At 72.7% G+C, this 16,781-nt stretch carries 14 protein-coding genes; 5 read left to right on the forward strand and 9 right to left on the reverse strand.

Annotation, left to right across the window (positions count from 1 at the left end; translation table 11 throughout):
- Positions 1–31 precede the first annotated feature (31 nt).
- The 5 genes from BLV72_RS25090 to BLV72_RS25110 form a co-directional block, all read right to left on the reverse strand.
- Positions 32–1,129: an LOG family protein gene (locus BLV72_RS25090; RefSeq protein ID WP_093464984.1), complete on the reverse strand. Its 1,098-nt coding sequence runs from the start codon at positions 1,127–1,129 to the stop codon at positions 32–34.
- Positions 1,130–1,234: 105 nt separating this feature from the next.
- On the reverse strand, positions 1,235–2,491 hold the full coding sequence (locus tag BLV72_RS25095; protein ID WP_093464986.1) for a hypothetical protein: 1,257 nt from the start codon (positions 2,489–2,491) through the stop codon (positions 1,235–1,237).
- A complete protein-coding gene (locus BLV72_RS25100; RefSeq protein WP_093464987.1) occupies positions 2,473–3,198 on the reverse strand; it encodes an ABC transporter ATP-binding protein in 726 nt (241 codons plus the stop codon). Before BLV72_RS25100 ends, BLV72_RS25095 begins: the two co-directional genes overlap by 19 nt.
- 169 nt (positions 3,199–3,367) lie before the next feature.
- The gene (locus BLV72_RS25105; protein ID WP_093464989.1) at positions 3,368–5,044 is read right to left on the reverse strand and encodes a thiamine pyrophosphate-binding protein; all 1,677 of its coding nucleotides are present in this window, start codon (positions 5,042–5,044) and stop codon (positions 3,368–3,370) included.
- 88 nt (positions 5,045–5,132) lie between these two features.
- Positions 5,133–6,608 carry a sodium:solute symporter family protein gene (locus tag BLV72_RS25110; RefSeq protein ID WP_093464990.1) on the reverse strand — a complete coding sequence of 492 codons (1,476 nt, stop codon included), beginning with the start codon at positions 6,606–6,608 and terminating at the stop codon, positions 5,133–5,135.
- Positions 6,609–6,873: 265 nt separating this feature from the next.
- On the opposite strand from BLV72_RS25110, the gene BLV72_RS25115 reads away from it, so the two are divergent.
- Complete coding sequence (locus tag BLV72_RS25115; RefSeq protein WP_093464992.1) at positions 6,874–8,418, forward strand: PucR family transcriptional regulator; 1,545 nt, start codon at positions 6,874–6,876, stop codon at positions 8,416–8,418.
- A gap of 159 nt (positions 8,419–8,577) precedes the next feature.
- Here the strand turns inward: BLV72_RS25115 and BLV72_RS25120 are convergent, their stop codons facing one another.
- Both BLV72_RS25120 and BLV72_RS25125 read right to left on the reverse strand, forming a co-directional pair.
- Positions 8,578–9,939, reverse strand: a complete 1,362-nt coding sequence (locus BLV72_RS25120; protein WP_093464993.1) for an aspartate aminotransferase family protein — start codon at positions 9,937–9,939, stop codon at positions 8,578–8,580.
- A 2-nt stretch (positions 9,940–9,941) separates the two neighbouring features.
- Positions 9,942–10,412, reverse strand: coding sequence for an Lrp/AsnC family transcriptional regulator (locus BLV72_RS25125; RefSeq protein WP_043235601.1), 471 nt, complete (start codon positions 10,410–10,412; stop codon positions 9,942–9,944).
- A gap of 178 nt (positions 10,413–10,590) precedes the next feature.
- Between BLV72_RS25125 and BLV72_RS25130 the strand changes: the two genes are divergently transcribed.
- Together BLV72_RS25130 and BLV72_RS25135 are read left to right on the forward strand one after the other, a co-directional pair.
- On the forward strand, positions 10,591–12,042 hold the full coding sequence (locus BLV72_RS25130; RefSeq protein WP_093464995.1) for a gamma-aminobutyraldehyde dehydrogenase: 1,452 nt from the start codon (positions 10,591–10,593) through the stop codon (positions 12,040–12,042).
- A gap of 77 nt (positions 12,043–12,119) precedes the next feature.
- On the forward strand, positions 12,120–13,406 hold the full coding sequence (locus BLV72_RS25135) for a glycoside hydrolase family protein (RefSeq protein WP_093464996.1): 1,287 nt from the start codon (positions 12,120–12,122) through the stop codon (positions 13,404–13,406).
- Here the strand turns inward: BLV72_RS25135 and BLV72_RS25140 are convergent, their stop codons facing one another.
- On the reverse strand, positions 13,407–14,096 hold the full coding sequence (locus BLV72_RS25140) for a glycerophosphodiester phosphodiesterase (protein WP_093464998.1): 690 nt from the start codon (positions 14,094–14,096) through the stop codon (positions 13,407–13,409). It lies immediately after the preceding gene.
- Entirely contained in the window at positions 14,093–15,115 is a 1,023-nt protein-coding gene (locus tag BLV72_RS25145) for an adenosine deaminase (protein ID WP_093465000.1), read from the reverse strand. Before BLV72_RS25145 ends, BLV72_RS25140 begins: the two co-directional genes overlap by 4 nt.
- A gap of 112 nt (positions 15,116–15,227) precedes the next feature.
- Between BLV72_RS25145 and BLV72_RS25150 the strand changes: the two genes are divergently transcribed.
- Positions 15,228–16,142, forward strand: a complete 915-nt coding sequence (locus BLV72_RS25150; protein ID WP_093465002.1) for a DUF4190 domain-containing protein — start codon at positions 15,228–15,230, stop codon at positions 16,140–16,142.
- A gap of 153 nt (positions 16,143–16,295) precedes the next feature.
- Positions 16,296–16,718: a DUF4190 domain-containing protein gene (locus BLV72_RS25155; RefSeq protein ID WP_093465004.1), complete on the forward strand. Its 423-nt coding sequence runs from the start codon at positions 16,296–16,298 to the stop codon at positions 16,716–16,718.
- Positions 16,719–16,781: the final 63 nt, after the last annotated feature.

Here is a 16,781-nt window from a genome sequence, read left to right on the forward strand (position 1 = left end):
TCTTCCGCGCCGGGGCCTTCCTGAGCTCGGGTCAGCCCAACAGCGACAGCAGCGCCTCGGGTGCCTCGTCCACCGAGTCCACCAGTGCGATACGGGCCTTCATGGACCGCCCCTCCGCGAGCGCTTCGAGCAGCGGCCAGGTCGGCAGCCGCCGGGTCCAGTGGTCCCGGTCCACCAGCACCATCGGGGTGGGCTCACCGCGCGACTCGTAGTAGTTCGGCGTCGCGTTGTCGAAGATCTCCTGGACGGTTCCGGCGGCGCCCGGCAGGAAGACCACGCCCGCGGTCGAGCGTGCCAACAGCCCGTCCTCCCGGGTGGCGTTGGCGAAGTACTTGGCGATGTGCGAGGCGAACGCGCTCGGCGGCTCGTGTCCGTAGAACCAGGTGGGGATGCCGACCGACGCACCGCCGTCCGGCCAGCGTTCGCGCACCGCGAAGGCGGCCTCGGCCCACGCCCCGATGGACGGCCGGAACGAGGGCGTCTTGCCGAGCAGTTCGAGCGCCTCGTCCAGCATCGCGTCCTCGTGCGGGGCCGCGTAGGCGCCCAGGTTCGCGGCCTCCATCGCGCCCGGCCCGCCGCCCGTCGCGACCGTGAGACCGGTCCGCGCCAGGTTCCGTCCGAGGCGTGCGGCGCCCGCGAACGCCTCGGACCCGCGCTCCAGCGCGTGGCCGCCCATGACACCCACCACCCGCGTCCCGACGAGGAATTCGTCGAGCGCGTCGGAGATCGCGTCGTCGTGGATGGAGCGCAGCATCGAGGCGAAGATGTCGCCGTCCGTCTTGGTCCGCTGGAACCAGGCGTAGGCGAGCGCGTCCGGCGTCCGCGCGTAACCGTGCTCGGTGAGGCCCTCGAAGAGCTGCGCGGGCGAGTAGAGGGTGCCGCGGTACGGATCGAACGGCAGATCCGGCACCGGCGGGAACACCAGCGCACTCCCGGCCCGGACCTTCGCGGCCGCCTCGGACTCCATCGGGCAGCCGAGGAAGACCGCCTCGCTGGTGTCGGTGGAGAGGAGCGCCGCGGTACGGCTCGTCAGGTCCACGGACTGGACCCGGAACCCGGCCAGGGTGCCGCGGGCGACGACCTGGTCGAACTCCTCGATGGACTCTATTTCCCGGTCTGGTTCCTGCACGCCGACATGCTAATCACACCGGAGGTGGGGGGCTGTGGATTGAGGCAATCGTCACCGGGCCGCTCGGTCGCACAATCCAGGCATGGACACCAACACCCGAGAGATTCAGCGGTGGAACGGCATCGCCGTGAGATGCGCCACCACCCACACCAGCGGCACCAGCAGCGCCAGCAGGGCCGTCGCGCGCAGCGCGGCCGCTCCGCGGAGCAGCCGGGCCGGGGCGCCGAGGCGGAGCAGCGCGGCCGTCGTGCGCTCGCGCGCGCTCCTCGCCTCCACGACCGCGGTCAGGGTGGTGGCCGCGGCGCACAGCGTGACCAGCGCCGCGCCCAGACCGGTGAGGAGGCCGAAGGCATGGGCGCCGGACGGCCCGGAGGCCCTTCCGTACAGCTCCAGGACGGTGTATCCGGCGGCGGCCAGCGCGCACAGCGCGCCGACCGGACGTCCGATCAGACCGGCCTCCTGCTGGAGCATGCGCCCGGCCAGCAGCCGCAGCACACCAGGCCGCCCGACGGCCAGCAGCCTGCCGCACAGATGGGTGAGACCGGGCCCGGCCAGCACCAGCCCGAGCGCCGCCAGCGCCCAGCCGCCCACCACGCCGGGCGGGTTGCCGCCGAGCCGGCCCGGCACGGCGAGCAGGGCGTCGGGGTGCGGGGGCGCGTCGCCGCTCGCGTATGCCTGGAGGGCGAGCCCGGCCGCGGTCAGGGCGATGCCCCACGGAAGGCCGGAGGTGGCCCGGTGGGGCCAGGGCGCGATCGGCCCCGTCACGACGGTGGACGGGGCCGGGACCACCGGGCGTCGGGCGCCCCGTGGTTGGCGGGGCGGCGGCTGGTGCCCGGCCCGCGGCTGCCGGGGCCACAGCCCGGCCGCACACGCCGCGCCCACCAGCACGGGGACGACGGCGAGCAGGGTCACGGTGCCGGCCAGGGGCAGCGGCCGACCGCTGCCGAGCTGCCGACCGACCGCCCCGCTTCCGGCCCAGTCCAGCCAGGAGCCGAGGTCGCCACGCAGGGACAGGAAGACCAGCAGCGCCAGCACACCGCCGAGCGCGCAGGCGGCAGCCATCGAGACCGCCGCGAGCAGTGCCGCACGTGCCGGGCCGAGCCCGGCCGCGGCGAACCCGGGGCCCGGCCCGGTGCTGGGGTCGGCGCGGCCCACGGCGACGGCCAGATGGACGGTCGCGGCCAGTGGCACGAGGCACCACAGCAGCCGCCCCACCGCGCCCTGTGAGTCCGCCGGATGGCCCGAGGCGAATCCGAGGGCGCTCAGCAGCAGAAAGCTCGCGCCCGCCGCCGCGACGGTGACCAGCGACCGCCGCAGCAGCACCGATGGGCGGGCACCGCGGGTCAGACGGAGGCTGAGCACGCGGCCCTGCCTTCCGTCTCGGAGGGGTCCGAGCCCACCCGGCGCCCGTCGAGCAGGGCGACGGTGCGGTCGGCGAGGGTGGCCACCTCCTGGTCATGAGTCGCGAGGACGACGGTGATGTCGTGGGAGCGGGCCGCCGAGGTGAGGGTGCGCAGCACCTGGGCGCGGTCGGCCTGGTGCAGCGGGGCGGTGGGCTCGTCGGCGAAGAGGACGCTGGGCCCGGCGGCCAGGGCACGGGCGATGGCGACCCGCTGGCGCTGGGACTGCAGCAGCGCGGCGGGCCGCACCCGGGCGCATTCGCCGACGTCGAGCCGGTCCAGCCACTCGCACGCGGCGCTCTTCGCGGCGCGCCGCCCGGTGCCGCGCAGCATCAGGGCGAGTGCGGCGTTCTCCCAGGCGGTGAGCTCGGGGATGAGGTGGGGCTCGGTGCCGATCCAGCCGAAGTGGTCGCGCCGCAGCCGTTCGAGACCGAGCGGGGGGAGGCTGTGCACGGGGACGCCCTTGAACCACACCTCTCCGCCGTCCGGGACGAGTTGGCCCGCCAGGCAGGTGAGGAGGGTGGTCTTGCCGCAGCCCCGCGGACCGGTGACGGCGAGGATCTCGCCCTCTCGGGCGCCGAGGGAGACACCGAGGAGGGCGGGGGAGCCGCCGTAGGCATACGACACGGTGCGTGCCGCGAGCATGTCGTCGTCCGGCGGAGCCACCATCCCGAGCACCTCGCCTTACCTGCGATCGTCTCATTCCCCCGGTTGGGTGAACGAGCGCGAAGCCAATGGGTCACTGGCACGGTAAGGACTCGGGTGGGGGCCCGCGCCCAGGCTCGGCGCGGGCGGCCCCCATTTCCTCCGATCAGCCCTGATCGGGCTCCGGCTCCGATCAGCCCTGATCGGAGCCGGGGCCGTCACCGGGGCCGCCGTCGGCGAGCCGGTCGAGGTGAGTGGGCGCGAACATCCGCAGCAGCGCGGGCAGCACCACGACCGACGGCCCGGGGGCCGCGAGGGCGCCGGCGAGGTCCGCGCGCAGCCGCTCGGGTGTGGTACGGACCGCCGGGACGCCGAATGACTCGGCCAGCGTGACGAAGTCCGGGCGGGACAGCTCGGTGGCGGTCGCCTCGCCGAACGTGTCCGTCATGTACTCGCGCAGGATGCCGTAGCCGCCGTCGTCCACGATCAGCCAGGTGACGGGGAGCCGGTACTGGTGGGCGGTGGCGAGTTCGGCGATCGAGTACATCGCCCCGCCGTCGCCCGACACGGCCAGCACCGGCCGTCCGGGATCAGCGGCGGCGGCGCCGAGGGCGGCCGGGAAGCCGTAGCCGAGACCGCCCGCGCCCTGGGCCGAGTGCAGGGCGCTCGCACGGGGATCGAAGGCCGACCAGGCCCAGTAGGAGAGGATCGTCATGTCCCAGAAGCTGGGGGAGTCATCGGGCAGCGCGTCCCGCACCGCGCCCAGCACCCGCTGCTCCAGTTCCAGGCCCTGCGCGTCGATCCGCTCCCGCACCCGGGTGAGCAGCCCGGCCGCGGCCTTGGCCGCCGTGCCCGGCGGGCGCGGTGTGACGGCCTCGGCGAGGGCGGCCAGCGCCTCGCGGGCGTCGGCGTGGATGCCGAGCGCCGGGTGGTTGGACTCCAGCTTGCCGAGATCGGCCTCGATCTGGACCAGACGGCCGCGCGGGCGGAACGTGTGGTAGTTGGAGGAGAGTTCACCCAGTCCGGAGCCGACGACCAGCAGGACGTCGGCGTCCTCCAGGAACTCGGTGCTGTGCGCGTCCTCCAGCCAGGACTGGAGCGAGAGCGGATGATCCCAGGGGAACGCGCCCTTGCCGCCGAAGGTCGTCGCCACGGGCGCGTCCAGCGCCTCGGCCAGCGCCCGCAGCTCCTGCCGTGCCCCGGCGCGCACCACTCCGCCGCCGGCCAGGATCGCCGGACGCTCGGCGGCGCTCAGCAGCCTCGCGGCCTCCGCCGTCAGCTCGGGCCGGGGCGGCAGCGACCGGGGCTCGGCGCGCAGGGAGGTCACCGGCGGCACGGCGACCGGTGCGAGCAGCACGTCCTGCGGGATCTCCAGCCACACCGGCCCGGCGGGGGCCTCCAGCGCGGACGCCCAGGCGGCGGCGACCGCGGAGGGGATCTGGGAGGCGGTACGGACCGTGTGGACGGACTTGACGATGTCGCGGAACGACGCCTTCTGGTCGACGAGTTCATGGAGGTAGCCCTTGCGCCCGCCGCCGAGCCCCGCGGTCGGCACCTGGCTGCCGATGGCCAGGACGGGCGCGGAAGCCGCCGCCGACTCCTGCAGCGCGGCGAGCGTCATGAGTGCCCCCGGCCCGGTGGACACCAGCAGCGGCGCCACCGTGCCGGTGACACGCGCGAAGGCGTCGGCGGCGAATCCGGCGTTGTTCTCCACCCGCAGCCCCACATAGGTGAGCCCGGACCGCCGCAGCGCGTCGAACGCCCCGAGAGCGTGCTGTCCGGGAAGCCCGAACACGGTGCTCGCCCCGAGCGCGGTGAGGGACTCCACGACGAGATCGCCGCCGTGACGCGCGCGCTGTGCGGTGGGCATGGGGTGGTGCCTTTCTGACGGGGCGCATGGAGGCGCGGATGAGGGAGGGGTATGTATGGCGGTGCCGGTGTGGGGGCGCGAGGCCGTGTCAGGCGCCCGCGGTGGCCGGGCTGGTGGTCTCGGAGGCGGGGGCGGCCGGTTCACCGGCGAGTCGGCGCCGCCAGGCGTCGAGGATCACCGCGTCGGTCGGCTTGGTGGCGAGGCTGACCGCCACATACGCCACCAGCGAGGCCAGCAGCCCGAAGTAGATGGGTTCGTTGGCGAGGATGCCCTTCCACCCCATCAGCGCGATGACCGTAAGGCCGCCGACACCGACCGAGGCCAGGGCGCCCGCGCCCGTGCCGCGCTTCCACAGCAGCCCGCCCAGGATCGGCATCAGCAACCCGCCGACCAGCACGTTGTAGGCGACGGTCAGCGCCTCCACGACATTATTGAGCGCGACGGAGATGCCGATCACGGCGATGCCCATGATGAGGATGAAGACGCGGTTGCCGCCGACCTCGTCGTGGGAGCCACCGGCCGTACGGAGCGTACGGCCGCGCAGCCGGGCCCAGATGTCGTTGTTGGCCACCGTCGCGCAGGCGATGAGCGCGCCCGAGGAGGTGGACATCACCGCGGACAGCGCGGCGGCCAGCACCAGCCCCTTCACGCCCACCGGGAGAGAGTCCTTGACGATGGTCGCGAACGCGTCGTCCGGGGCGTCCAGCTTGGGGTACAGCACCTTCGCCGCCGTGCCGATGACCGCGCCCGCGACCGCGTAGGCCAGGCAGTACGTACCGGCCGCGGTGCCGCCACGGCGGGCCACCTTGTCATCGCGGGCGGTGAAGACCCGCTGCCAGATGTCCTGGCCGATCAGCATGCCGAAGGAGTAGATGAGCACATAGGTGAAGACGGTCTGGCCGCCGATGCCCAGGGGGGAGAAGTAGCCGTGGGGGAGTTCGGACTTCATCGCGCCGAAGCCCCCCGCCTTCACCACCGCGATCGGCAGCAGCAGGAGCAGCACGCCCACCGTCTTGACCACGAACTGCACCATGTCGGTGAGGGTGATCGACCACATGCCGCCGAGCGTCGAGTAACAGACCACGATCGCCCCGCCGAGCACGATGGCGATGACCCGGTCCAGGCCGAAGATCACGTCGAAGATGGTGGCGTAGGCGATGGTCGACGTGACCGCGAGCATCAGGGTGTAGCCCCACATCACGATGCCCGAGATCAGCCCGGAGGAGCCGCCGTAGCGCAGATCCAGCATCTGGCTGACCGTGTACACCTTGAGGCGGGCGATGCGCGCCGAGAAGAAGACCGACAGCGCCAGCAGCCCCAGGCCGATGGTGATGACCATCCAGGCGCCGGAGAGCCCGTACTGGTAGCCGAGCCCGACGCCGCCGATGGTGGACGCGCCGCCGAGCACGATCGCGGCCATCGTCCCGGAGTACATGAACGGCCCCAGCCGTCGGCCCGCGACCAGGAAGTCGCTGGTGGACGTGGTGCGGCGCATGCCCCACCAGCCGAGCGCGAGCATGCCCGCGAGATAGACGACGATCACGGTGTAGTCGACAGCGGTCATGGCGGTGCTCCTCGGTCCGGCGGGGGTCGGCTAGCGGTCGGGAGATCGGGCGAGCGGAGCCGCACGGGATGGGGGAGGTCCCGGCGATCCGCGGGGATCGGGTCGTGGGGAGTGCGGGGGAGTACGGGGCGTGCGGGGAATGTGGGGAGTGACGGAGACCCTAGGTGTCGCCGGAGCGTCCGGGAAGTGTACGTTTCCTCCACTCCCGATCCCCGGGATGTACGAACCGTCCTCTACGAACCGTCCCCACGCGAGGCCCGCCGTGATGAACGACCGCGTACCCCCTACGGCCCCCGTCCCGCTCGCCACCCTCCTCGGCCACCCCGCCCTCGGGCTGCGGCAGGTCGCGGGGGCGCGCGAGGCGGACACGCCCGTGTACTTCGTCCACACCAGCGAGATGGAGGACCCCGTCCCGTATCTGCTGGGCGGCGAGCTGCTGCTCAGCGCGGGGGTGCACTGCCCGGAGGCGGCGGGCGCAGGCACCTACTGGGACCGCTATGTGGCCCGTACGGTCCAGGCGGGCGCGGCGGCGCTCGGCTTCGGCATCGCACCGGTGCACGACACGGTGCCCCGCGCGCTGGTCGAGGCGTGCGACCGGCATGGGCTGCCGCTGGTCGAGGTGCCGCGGCAGACGACCTTCACCGCCGTCGCGAGCGCCGTCTGGGACGCCATGGCCGAGCGCCGCCACCATGAGCTGCGGAGCGTCACCGAGGCACAGCAGTCGCTGGCGACGGCCGCGGCGCGCCCGCACCCCGTACCGGCCGTGCTGCGGCAGCTGGGCCAGCACCTCGGGGCATGGACGGTGCTCTACGACCCGGACGGCGCGGAGCTGGCGGCCGCCGGACCGCGGCCGTCGCGGGAGGCCCGTACGGCGCTCGGCGCGCTCGCGGCGCGGCTGCGCTCGGGCCCGTCCTCGGCGGCGGGCAGGGCGGCCGGCGCGGACGGTGCGGAGCTGCAGCTGACCGCGTACGGGCTGGGCGGCCCGGCGGGGCCGGAGGACCGGCTCGCACTCGGCGTCTGCGCTCCCCGGCGGGACGGCGCGGACGGGGCGATCGTGGGGGTGGCCGTGGTGCTGCTGTCGCTGCTGACGGCGCGGCGGGTGATCGGGGCCGAGGCCGAGCGCACGGCGGCGCTGGTACGGCTGATGCTCGGCGCCGAACCGGCACGGGTGGCCGGGCTGCTGAGCCGCTCGCCGGGGCAGGCGGGGACGGCCCCCGAGGTGAGATCCGGGACCCGGGAGGGCGGCGGGCTGTGGACCGTGGTGCACGGGCGGCGGCGCGGCCGCGGCCGGGACGACGGACTGCTGGCCGCGGCGGCGCTCGCGGCCGGGCTCGGGACGCCGCTGGTCGACCTCGACGGGGACGGGCTGTGCGCCCTCGTGCCAGGTGAGGCGGAGGTACGGGCACAGCCCGGCTGGACCTTGGGCGTCGGGGCGCCCGTACCGGCCGCGGATCTGCCGCGCGGTGGCGCCGACGCCGCCCGTGCGCTGCGGCGGGCCGTCGCCGAGCGGGTGCCGCTGGTGCGGCACGGCCCGGCCCGCGCGGGCGGGGTCGTCTCGCTGGTGGACCCGGCCGAGGCGGGGGCGCACGGCCGGGCCCTGCTCGCGCCGCTCGACGGCGCACCGGCGCTGCTGGAGACGGTGCGGGTGTGGCTGTCGCTGCACGGCAGCTGGGACCGTACGGCGGTGGCACTGGAGGTGCACCGCAATACGGTCCGTCAGCGGATCGCCCGCGCCGAGGCCCTGCTGGATGTGGACCTGGGCGACGCGGACGTCCGGATGGAGCTGTGGTTCGCCCTCAAGTGGGCCTGAGTCTCACGTGGGCCTGAGTCTCACGTGGGCTGGGCCTGAGCCCCAACCGGGCCTGAACCCCAACCGGGCCTGAGCCCCACGTGAGCCTGCGCTTCACATGTGCCCGAGCCTCAAGCGAGCCCGAACCGCGCCGCCTCGGGCTGCCGAAGCGACCGACCGTCAGAGCTTGGTCCACGCCTCCGTCAGCACCGCCCGCAGGATCTGCTCGATCTCGTCGAACAGCGCCTGATCGGCGATCAGCGGCGGCGCCAGTTGCACGACCGGGTCGCCGCGGTCGTCGGCCCGGCAGTACAACCCGTTCTCGTACAGCGCCTTGGAGAGGAAGCCGTAGAGGACCCGCTCGGTCTCCTCCTCGTCGAAGGACTCCTTGGTGGCCTTGTCCTTCACCAGCTCGATGCCGTAGAAGAAACCGTTCCCCCGGACATCGCCGACGATCGGCAGATCGTGCAGCCGCTCCAGTGTGGACCGGAACGCGCCCTCGTTGTCCAGCACATGCTGATTGAGGCCCTCGCGCTCGAAGATGTCGAGGTTGGCGACGCCGACCGCGGCCGAGACCGGGTGGCCGCCGAAGGTGTAGCCATGGAGGAAGGTGTTGTCGCCCTCGTAGAACGGCTCGGCCAGCCGGTCGGAGATGATGCACGCACCGATCGGGGAGTAGCCCGAGGTCATGCCCTTGGCGCAGGTGATCATGTCCGGGACGTAGCCGAACTTGTCACAGGCGAAGATCGTGCCCAGCCGACCGAAGGCGCAGATGACCTCGTCCGAGACCAGCAGCACGTCGTACTTGTCGCAGATCTCGCGGACCCGCTGGAAGTACCCGGGCGGCGGCGGGAAGCAGCCGCCCGCGTTCTGCACCGGCTCCAGGAAGACCGCGGCCACGGTGTCCGCGCCCTCGAAGAGGATCTGCTGCTCGATCTGGTCGGCGGCCCAGCGGCCGAACGCCACGGGGTCGTCGCCGAAGATCGGGGCGCGGTAGATGTTGGTGTTGGGGACCTTGTGGGCACCGGGGACCAGCGGTTCGAAGGGGGCCTTGAGCCCCGGCAGCCCGGTGATCGACAGGGCTCCCTGCGGGGTGCCGTGGTAGGCCACCGCCCGGGATATGACCTTGTGCTTGGTGGGCTTGCCGGTGAGCTTGAAGTACTGCTTGGCCAGCTTCCAGGCGGTCTCGACGGCCTCACCGCCGCCCGTGGTGAAGAAGACCTTGTTCAGGTCGCCGGGTGCGTAGCCCGCGAGCCGCTCGGCGAGCTCGACGGCCTTGGGGTGGGCGTAGCTCCACACCGGGAAGAAGGCGAGCTCCTGGGCCTGCTTGTAGGCCGTCTCCGCAAGCTCGACCCGGCCGTGGCCCGCGTTGACCACGAACAGGCCGGCCAGGCCGTCGATGTACCGCTTGCCCTTGTCGTCGTAGATGTACGTGCCCTCACCGCGCACGATCGTCGGCACGGGGGAGTTCTCGTACGACGACATGCGGGTGAAGTGCATCCACAGGTGGTCGTACGCCGTCTTGGAGAGGTCGGCGCTCATTGCTATCTCGTTCCCCAGGTATAGGTCTGCTTCCGGAGCTTGAGGTAGACGAAGCTCTCGGTGGAGCGCACACCGGGCAGTGTGCGGATCCGCTTGTTGATCATTTCGAGGAGGTGATCGTCGTCCTCGCAGACGATCTCGATCAGGAGATCGAAGGAACCCGCGGTGACGACCACGTACTCGACCTCGTCCATGGCGGTCAGCGCGTCCGCGACCGGGTCGAGATCGCCCTCGACGTTGATGCCGACCATCGCCTGCCGCCGGAACCCCACGGTGAGAGGATCGGTGACGGCGACGATCTGCATCACGCCCTGGTCGAGCAGCTTTTGCACGCGCTGCCGCACGGCGGCCTCGGAGAGCCCCACGGCCTTTCCGATGGCGGCGTACGGCCGGCGGCCGTCTTCCTGGAGCTGCTCAATGATCGCCAGGGATACGGAGTCGAGGGTCGTGCCGTTCTTGTCAGGTGTGGCCACGACCCTCACTGTGCACGAGCCTCGCCCGTGTCGCAACCCTTCATCGATGAATTCCGTCGTTCAGGGGCCCTAAAAACACTGATTCCGTTGTTCTGGTGTGGCGGGTATGTTGAAAGCGCAGCCCCGGCGACTACTGTGGGTGTCTCACCCATCGGACAGCTGACAGGAGGGGTGGCACGTGACCACCGAACTGCGTCGTCTGCGCAACTACATCGACGGAGCGTTCCGGGACGCCGCGGACGGGCGGACCACGGAGGTGGTCAACCCGGCCACGGGCGAGCCCTACGCCACCGCGCCGCTGTCGGGCGCGGCGGACGTGGACGCGGCGATGGCCGCCGCCGAGGCCGCCTTCCCGGCCTGGCGCGACCTGGTGCCCGGCGAGCGGCAGAAGGCACTGCTCAAGATCGCTGATGCCTTCGAGGCGCGGGCGGAGGAGCTGATCGCCGCCGAGTCCGAGAACACCGGCAAGCCGATCGGTCTCACGCGGGACGAGGAAATCCCGCCCATGATCGACCAGATCCGCTTCTTCGCGGGCGCGGCCCGGATGCTGGAGGGCCGCTCGGCCGGTGAGTACATGGAGGGGCTCACCTCGATCATCCGGCGTGAGCCGGTCGGGGTCTGCGCCCAGGTCGCACCGTGGAACTACCCGATGATGATGGCCGTATGGAAGTTCGCCCCGGCCCTCGCCGCGGGCAATACGGTCGTCATCAAGCCCTCGGACACCACGCCCGCCTCCACCGTGCTGATCGCCGAGATCATCGGCGGAGTGCTGGCGGAACTGGGCCATCCGCAGGGCGTCTTCAACGTGATCTGCGGCGACCGCGAGACCGGCCGGCTGATGGTCGAGCACTCCGTGCCCGCCATGGCGTCCATCACCGGCTCGGTGCGGGCCGGCAAGCAGGTCGCCGAGAGTGCCTCGAAGGACGTCAAGCGGGTGCATCTGGAGCTCGGCGGCAAGGCCCCCGTGGTCGTCTTCGAGGACACCGACATCCCCAAGGCGGTCGAGGACATCTCGGTCGCGGGCTTCTTCAACGCGGGCCAGGACTGTACGGCCGCCACCCGGGTGCTGGTCCACGAGTCGATCCACGACGAGTTCGTGAGCGCGCTCGCCAAGGCCGCCGCCGAGACCAAGACCGGCGCGCCCGACGACGAGGACGTGCTGTACGGCCCGTTGAACAACGCCAACCAACTGGCCCAGGTCACCGGCTTCATCGACCGGCTGCCCGCCCACGCCAAGGTCGAGGCGGGCGGCCACCGGGTCGGCGACAAGGGCTTCTTCTACGCGCCCACCGTGGTCTCCGGGCTCAAGCAGGACGACGAGATCATCCAGAACGAGGTCTTCGGCCCGGTCATCACCGTGCAGACCTTCTCCGAAGAGGCGCAGGCGATCTCCTACGCCAACGGTGTGGAGTACGCGCTGGCCTCGTCGGTGTGGACCAAGGACCACGCCCGCGCGATGCGGATGTCCAAGGCCCTGGACTTCGGCTGTGTCTGGATCAACACCCATATCCCGCTGGTCGCCGAGATGCCGCACGGCGGCTTCAAGAAGTCCGGCTACGGCAAGGACCTCTCCGCCTACGGCTTCGAGGACTACACCCGCATCAAGCACGTCATGACGTCGCTGGGCTGATCCCGGGCCGATCCCGGGCCGCCCCCGGCCGATTCCCGCGCCGGGATTGTCACTTGGTCATGGCAGGATCCCCTGTCATGACCAAGTGGGGGAAATCCGGACGTCGGTGGATCGCGGCGGCCGCCGCGATCCTGCCGGCCATCGCGGGCTGCGGCGAGAAGAATGAGGGCGGCCCGGCCGCGTCCGAGCTGGGGTTCCGGCACTACGCCGGGGCGGTGCAGTACCCGGCGATCACCAAGGACAGCGGCGGTGAACACGGCCTCGACGCGCTCGTGCCGTACGGCGACTGCGTCCTCGGCCTCGGCACGTACAGCAACGGCCACCGCGACGTGGGTGTCAACTGGACCGGCGACGCGGCCTGTACGAAGCTCTCGCTCGATCCGGCCCCGGAGACCGGTACCACCCCCGGCGAGGTGCCCGGGGACATGGCTCCGGGAAACGGCGCCGAGGGCTGGGGCGGCGGCGGGCTCGCCGGGAGGGCGGTGCTGTCCGGCGAGGACGGCTCGGTGTACGCGGCCGGCACGTCCCTCTCCCGCCTCGACCGCTCGGGGCGCGTCCACCGGCTGGCCGACCTGGAGGTCCCGCCCGTGGAGCCGGATCCGGATGCCGAACCGGGCGCCCGGGACCCGGGCGGCGCGGCCGTCATGGTGCGCAGCGGGCAGCGGCTGGTCCTCGGCGGTTCGGTGACCGAGAAGCGGCGGCTCGTACCGACGGTATGGATCTCCACGGACCAGGGGAGGACCGTCCGGCGCCGGCGGCTCCCGGAGCTGCCCGACGCTCAGGGCGCCTCCCTCACCAGGACGGGCGTGCTGGCCATGGCCGCCGAGGGCCGCCGGATCGTGGCCATCGGCGGCAACGCCCAGGGGCAGGGCCGGCCACAGTTGCCGGTCTGGGCGTCCACGGACGGTGGACGCACCTGGCGCACCGCGCTCACCCCCCGGCTGCACGGCTACGCCCCGGTCAGCGGCGTGCTGTGGCACGACGGCCGGTGGATCGCCTACGGCGCCCGCTCCTACGGCGGCCGCGAGGACTACGGCGAGCCCGACCGACCCTCCGTGCTGACCAGCGCGGACGGCCTGCACTGGACGGTCGAGGACACCTCGGTGCTGGGCGAGGGGCGAATACGGGGCGCGAGCGTCGACGGCTCGGGCGCGCTGGTGCTCCTCGGCCTCCGCAGCGGGGACCACCTCTTCTGCGGCATGGTGTGGACCGGCTTCGGCGCGGACGCCGAGCGGGCCGAGCTCGGCTGCGGCGATGCGCTGCCCTCGGCCATCACCACCCGTGCCGACGGGGAGGTCGTCATCGCGGGCAGCAACGACCTGTGGGTGGGCGGCGCCTCCGCCCGCCGCGCGGTCAGCCGCTGATCAGCCGCTGAGCAGAAGGGCCGCCAGGGCGCCGACCCGGTTGGTGGTGATCCCGTCGACGCCCGCCCTCAGCAGCCGGGACATCGACCGGCGGGTGTCGGCGGTCCAGGCGGAGACCAGCAGCCCGTCGGCGTGATGGCGGGCGACCAGCTCCCGGGAGACCAGCCCGAAGCGGTAGTTGAGCCACCGGGGGCGCAGCGCGGCCAGCAGCGCCGGGGCCGGCGGGGCGAGCGTGGTCCAGGTCAGCGCGATCTCGGCGGTCGGCTCCGCGCGGCGCACGGCGTGCAGGGCCGCCAGGGCGCCGCAGTAGTACACCCGGTCGCCCGCCCCGCTCTCCCGCACCTGGGCGGCGGCGGCGGGCGCGGCCGACGCGTCCGGCAGGTCGATCAGCAGCCGGGTGGAGCCGGCGCACGCGAGTGCCTCGCGCAGGGTCGGGACGCCCCCGCCGGTCAGCTCCCGCACCTCGTCGGCGGTCAGCCCGGACAGCGGCCGGTCATGGCCCCACAGCCGCTTCAGCGTGGCGTCGTGGAGCAGCATCGGCACGCCGTCCCGGGTCAGCCGTACGTCGATCTCGACCGCGCCCGCCCCCGCGCCCACCGCGGAGCGGATGGAGGGCAGGGTGTTCTCACGGCACACATACGGGTCGCCGCGGTGGCCGACCGGGACGCATCGCGCCCCCGCCGCCCTCATCGGCCCGCGACCGCCGTGTAGGCGTCGATCTCCGCGGCGAGCCGCGCCTTGCCCTCGGCGTCCAGGAAGGACGCCTCGACGGCGTTCTTCGCGAGCGCCGCGACGCCCGCCGCGTCCAAGTCCAGCAGCCGGGCCGCGACCTGGTACTCGGTGTTGAGGTCGGTGCCGAACATCGGCGGGTCGTCGCTGTTGATCGTGACGATCACCCCGGCGTCGACCATCTGCTTCAGGGGATGCTCATCGAGCGTGGCGACGGCGCGCGTGGCGAGGTTGGAGGTCGGGCAGACCTCCAACGGAATGTGGTGCTCCGCGAGATGGGCGAGCAGCTTCGGATCCTGGACAGCGCTGGTGCCATGGCCGATGCGCTCCGCCCGCAGCTCGATGAGGGCGTCCCAGATCGTCTGCGGTCCAGTGGTCTCGCCCGCATGCGGCACGCTGCGCAGCCCGGCGGCGATGGCGCGGTCGAAGTACGGCTTGAACTGGGGGCGCGGCACCCCTATCTCCGGGCCGCCGAGGCCGAAGCCGACCAGCCCCTCGGGGCGCAGCTCACAGGCGATCCGGGCGGTCTCCTCGGCGGCCTCGAGACCGGCCTCGCCGGGAATGTCGAAGCACCAGCGCAGCACCGTGCCGAACTCCGACTCGGCCGCCTTACGGGCGTCCTCGATCGCCTCCACGAAGGCGGTGTCCGGGATGCCGCGCCGGGTCGAGCTGTAGGGGGTGACGGTCAGCTCGGCGTAGCGGATGTTCTGCCGGGCCATGTCGCGGGCGATCTCGTAGGTCAGCAGCCGGACGTCCTCGGCGTCGCGGATCAGGTCCACCACGGAGAGATAGATCTCGATGAAGTGCGCGAAGTCCCGGAAGACGAAGTACTCGGCGAGGGCCTCGGGGTCGGTGGGCACCTTGGAGTCGGGGTGCCGGGCGGCCAGCTCGGCCACGATGCGCGGGGACGCGGACCCCACGTGGTGCACATGGAGCTCGGCCTTGGGCAGCCCGGCGATGAAGGTGGTCAGATCGGTCAACGAAACCTCCGGGAGACGCCCGCCGACGGCGGGTTCCGGTCATCGTATGGTGTGCCGCGGACGGGCTCGCCGCAGGCCGTAGCATGGGCGGACGTCTTTGTGGGGGAGCTTCATGGCCGACCAGCACGACCCGTCCGAGCCGCAGGCGCAGGATGAGCCACGGCGGCCCGGGCAGCCGAGGCAGCCCGAACCGCTCGAGCGCGATCCCTGGGCTCCACCGGCGCAGCGGGTCGCGATGGACAAGGGCCCGATGGACAAGGGCCCGATGGACAAGGCGGCGGACGAACAAGGGATTCCGGCTCCCCGCCCCCCGGTGGCCGAGCAGCCGACCCTCACCTCCTATCCCGCCATGCCGGGCCCGACGCCCCCGCCCCCTCCGCCGCCCCGGCCGGGCCCCGTGGCCGCGCCGGGCGCGGTGCCCCCGCCACCGCCCGCGCCGACCGGCCCGGGCACGCCCAGCGCCTATCCGGTCGCCGGGCCGTACGGTCCAGCGGGCTACGGGCCGACGGGATACGGCCGGCCCGGATACGGCCAGCAGGCGCCCCCCAAGCAGTCCCCGTACGGCGGGGTGCCGGGCTTCCCCGGCTACGGCTACCCGGGCACCGCCCACCCCGGCACGGGGTACTCCGGCACCGGATATCCGGGCACCGCCTTCCCCGGAGGGACGTACGGCCAGGGCTGGCCGGGCGGGACATTTGTGCCGAACAACGGCCATGGCACGGCCGCCCTGGTGCTCGGCATCATCGGCCTGGTCCTCTCCCCGAGCATCGTGCTCGGCATCGTCCTCGGTGTGCTCGCGATCGTCTTCGGGGCGCTCGGCCGCGTCAGGGCGGCAAGCGGCGAGGCGACCAACGGCGGTTCGGCGCTCGCCGGGGTGATCCTCGGGGTGGTCGCCGTGGTGGCGAGCGTCGTCATGATCTTTGTCTACATCGCCACCGCGGACGACGGCTCGGACAGCGGCGACGATCCGGGCTATGCCGATGTCTCGAGCGCGGTGGTGCTCCCGCTCGCCGATATCGGCCGCTGACGCGCCTGCGGCAACGCGACCGGCTTCCCGGGACTCTCCCACCCCGCACCGACAGGCGCCGTCGACAGCGGCGCCGACCTGGGCAATCGAGCTGTCCCGGGATGAGGCATGCCCATAACATTGCCGGACGTTTACCAGGAGGGGAGACCACCGATGTCCAGCTCCATGCCCGGCCCGCCGCAGGATCCGTACGACCCCCAGGCCAATCCCTACGCCACGCCCGCGCCGCCGGCCCAGCCACCGCAGTACCCCGGCGCCGGCTACCCCGCCGCGCCGCCCGTCTATCCGGGGGCGGCCGGGATGCCGATGCAGCCGAACAACGGCATGGGCACGGCCGCGCTGGTCTGCGGCATCGTCGGTCTGGTCTGCGGGATCACCTACTTCCTGTGGGTCTTCGCGGTCATCCTCGGCATCCTGGCGATCACCTTCGGCGCCATAGGCAAGGGGAAGGTCGGCCGGGGTCAGGCGAACAACGCAGGCTCGGCCACCGCCGGTCTGGTCTGCGGAATCATCGGCATGGTGCTCCCGGTGATCTACATCTTGGCGGTGGACGCCGCCCTCGACTCCATCTTCTAGACCGACGGTCCGGACCGGCATCCGGTCAGCGTCCGAACCGGGCGTCCGGAGCGGCGTCCGGCC

Source organism: Streptomyces melanosporofaciens, from assembly GCF_900105695.1.
Lineage (GTDB): Bacteria > Actinomycetota > Actinomycetes > Streptomycetales > Streptomycetaceae > Streptomyces > Streptomyces antimycoticus.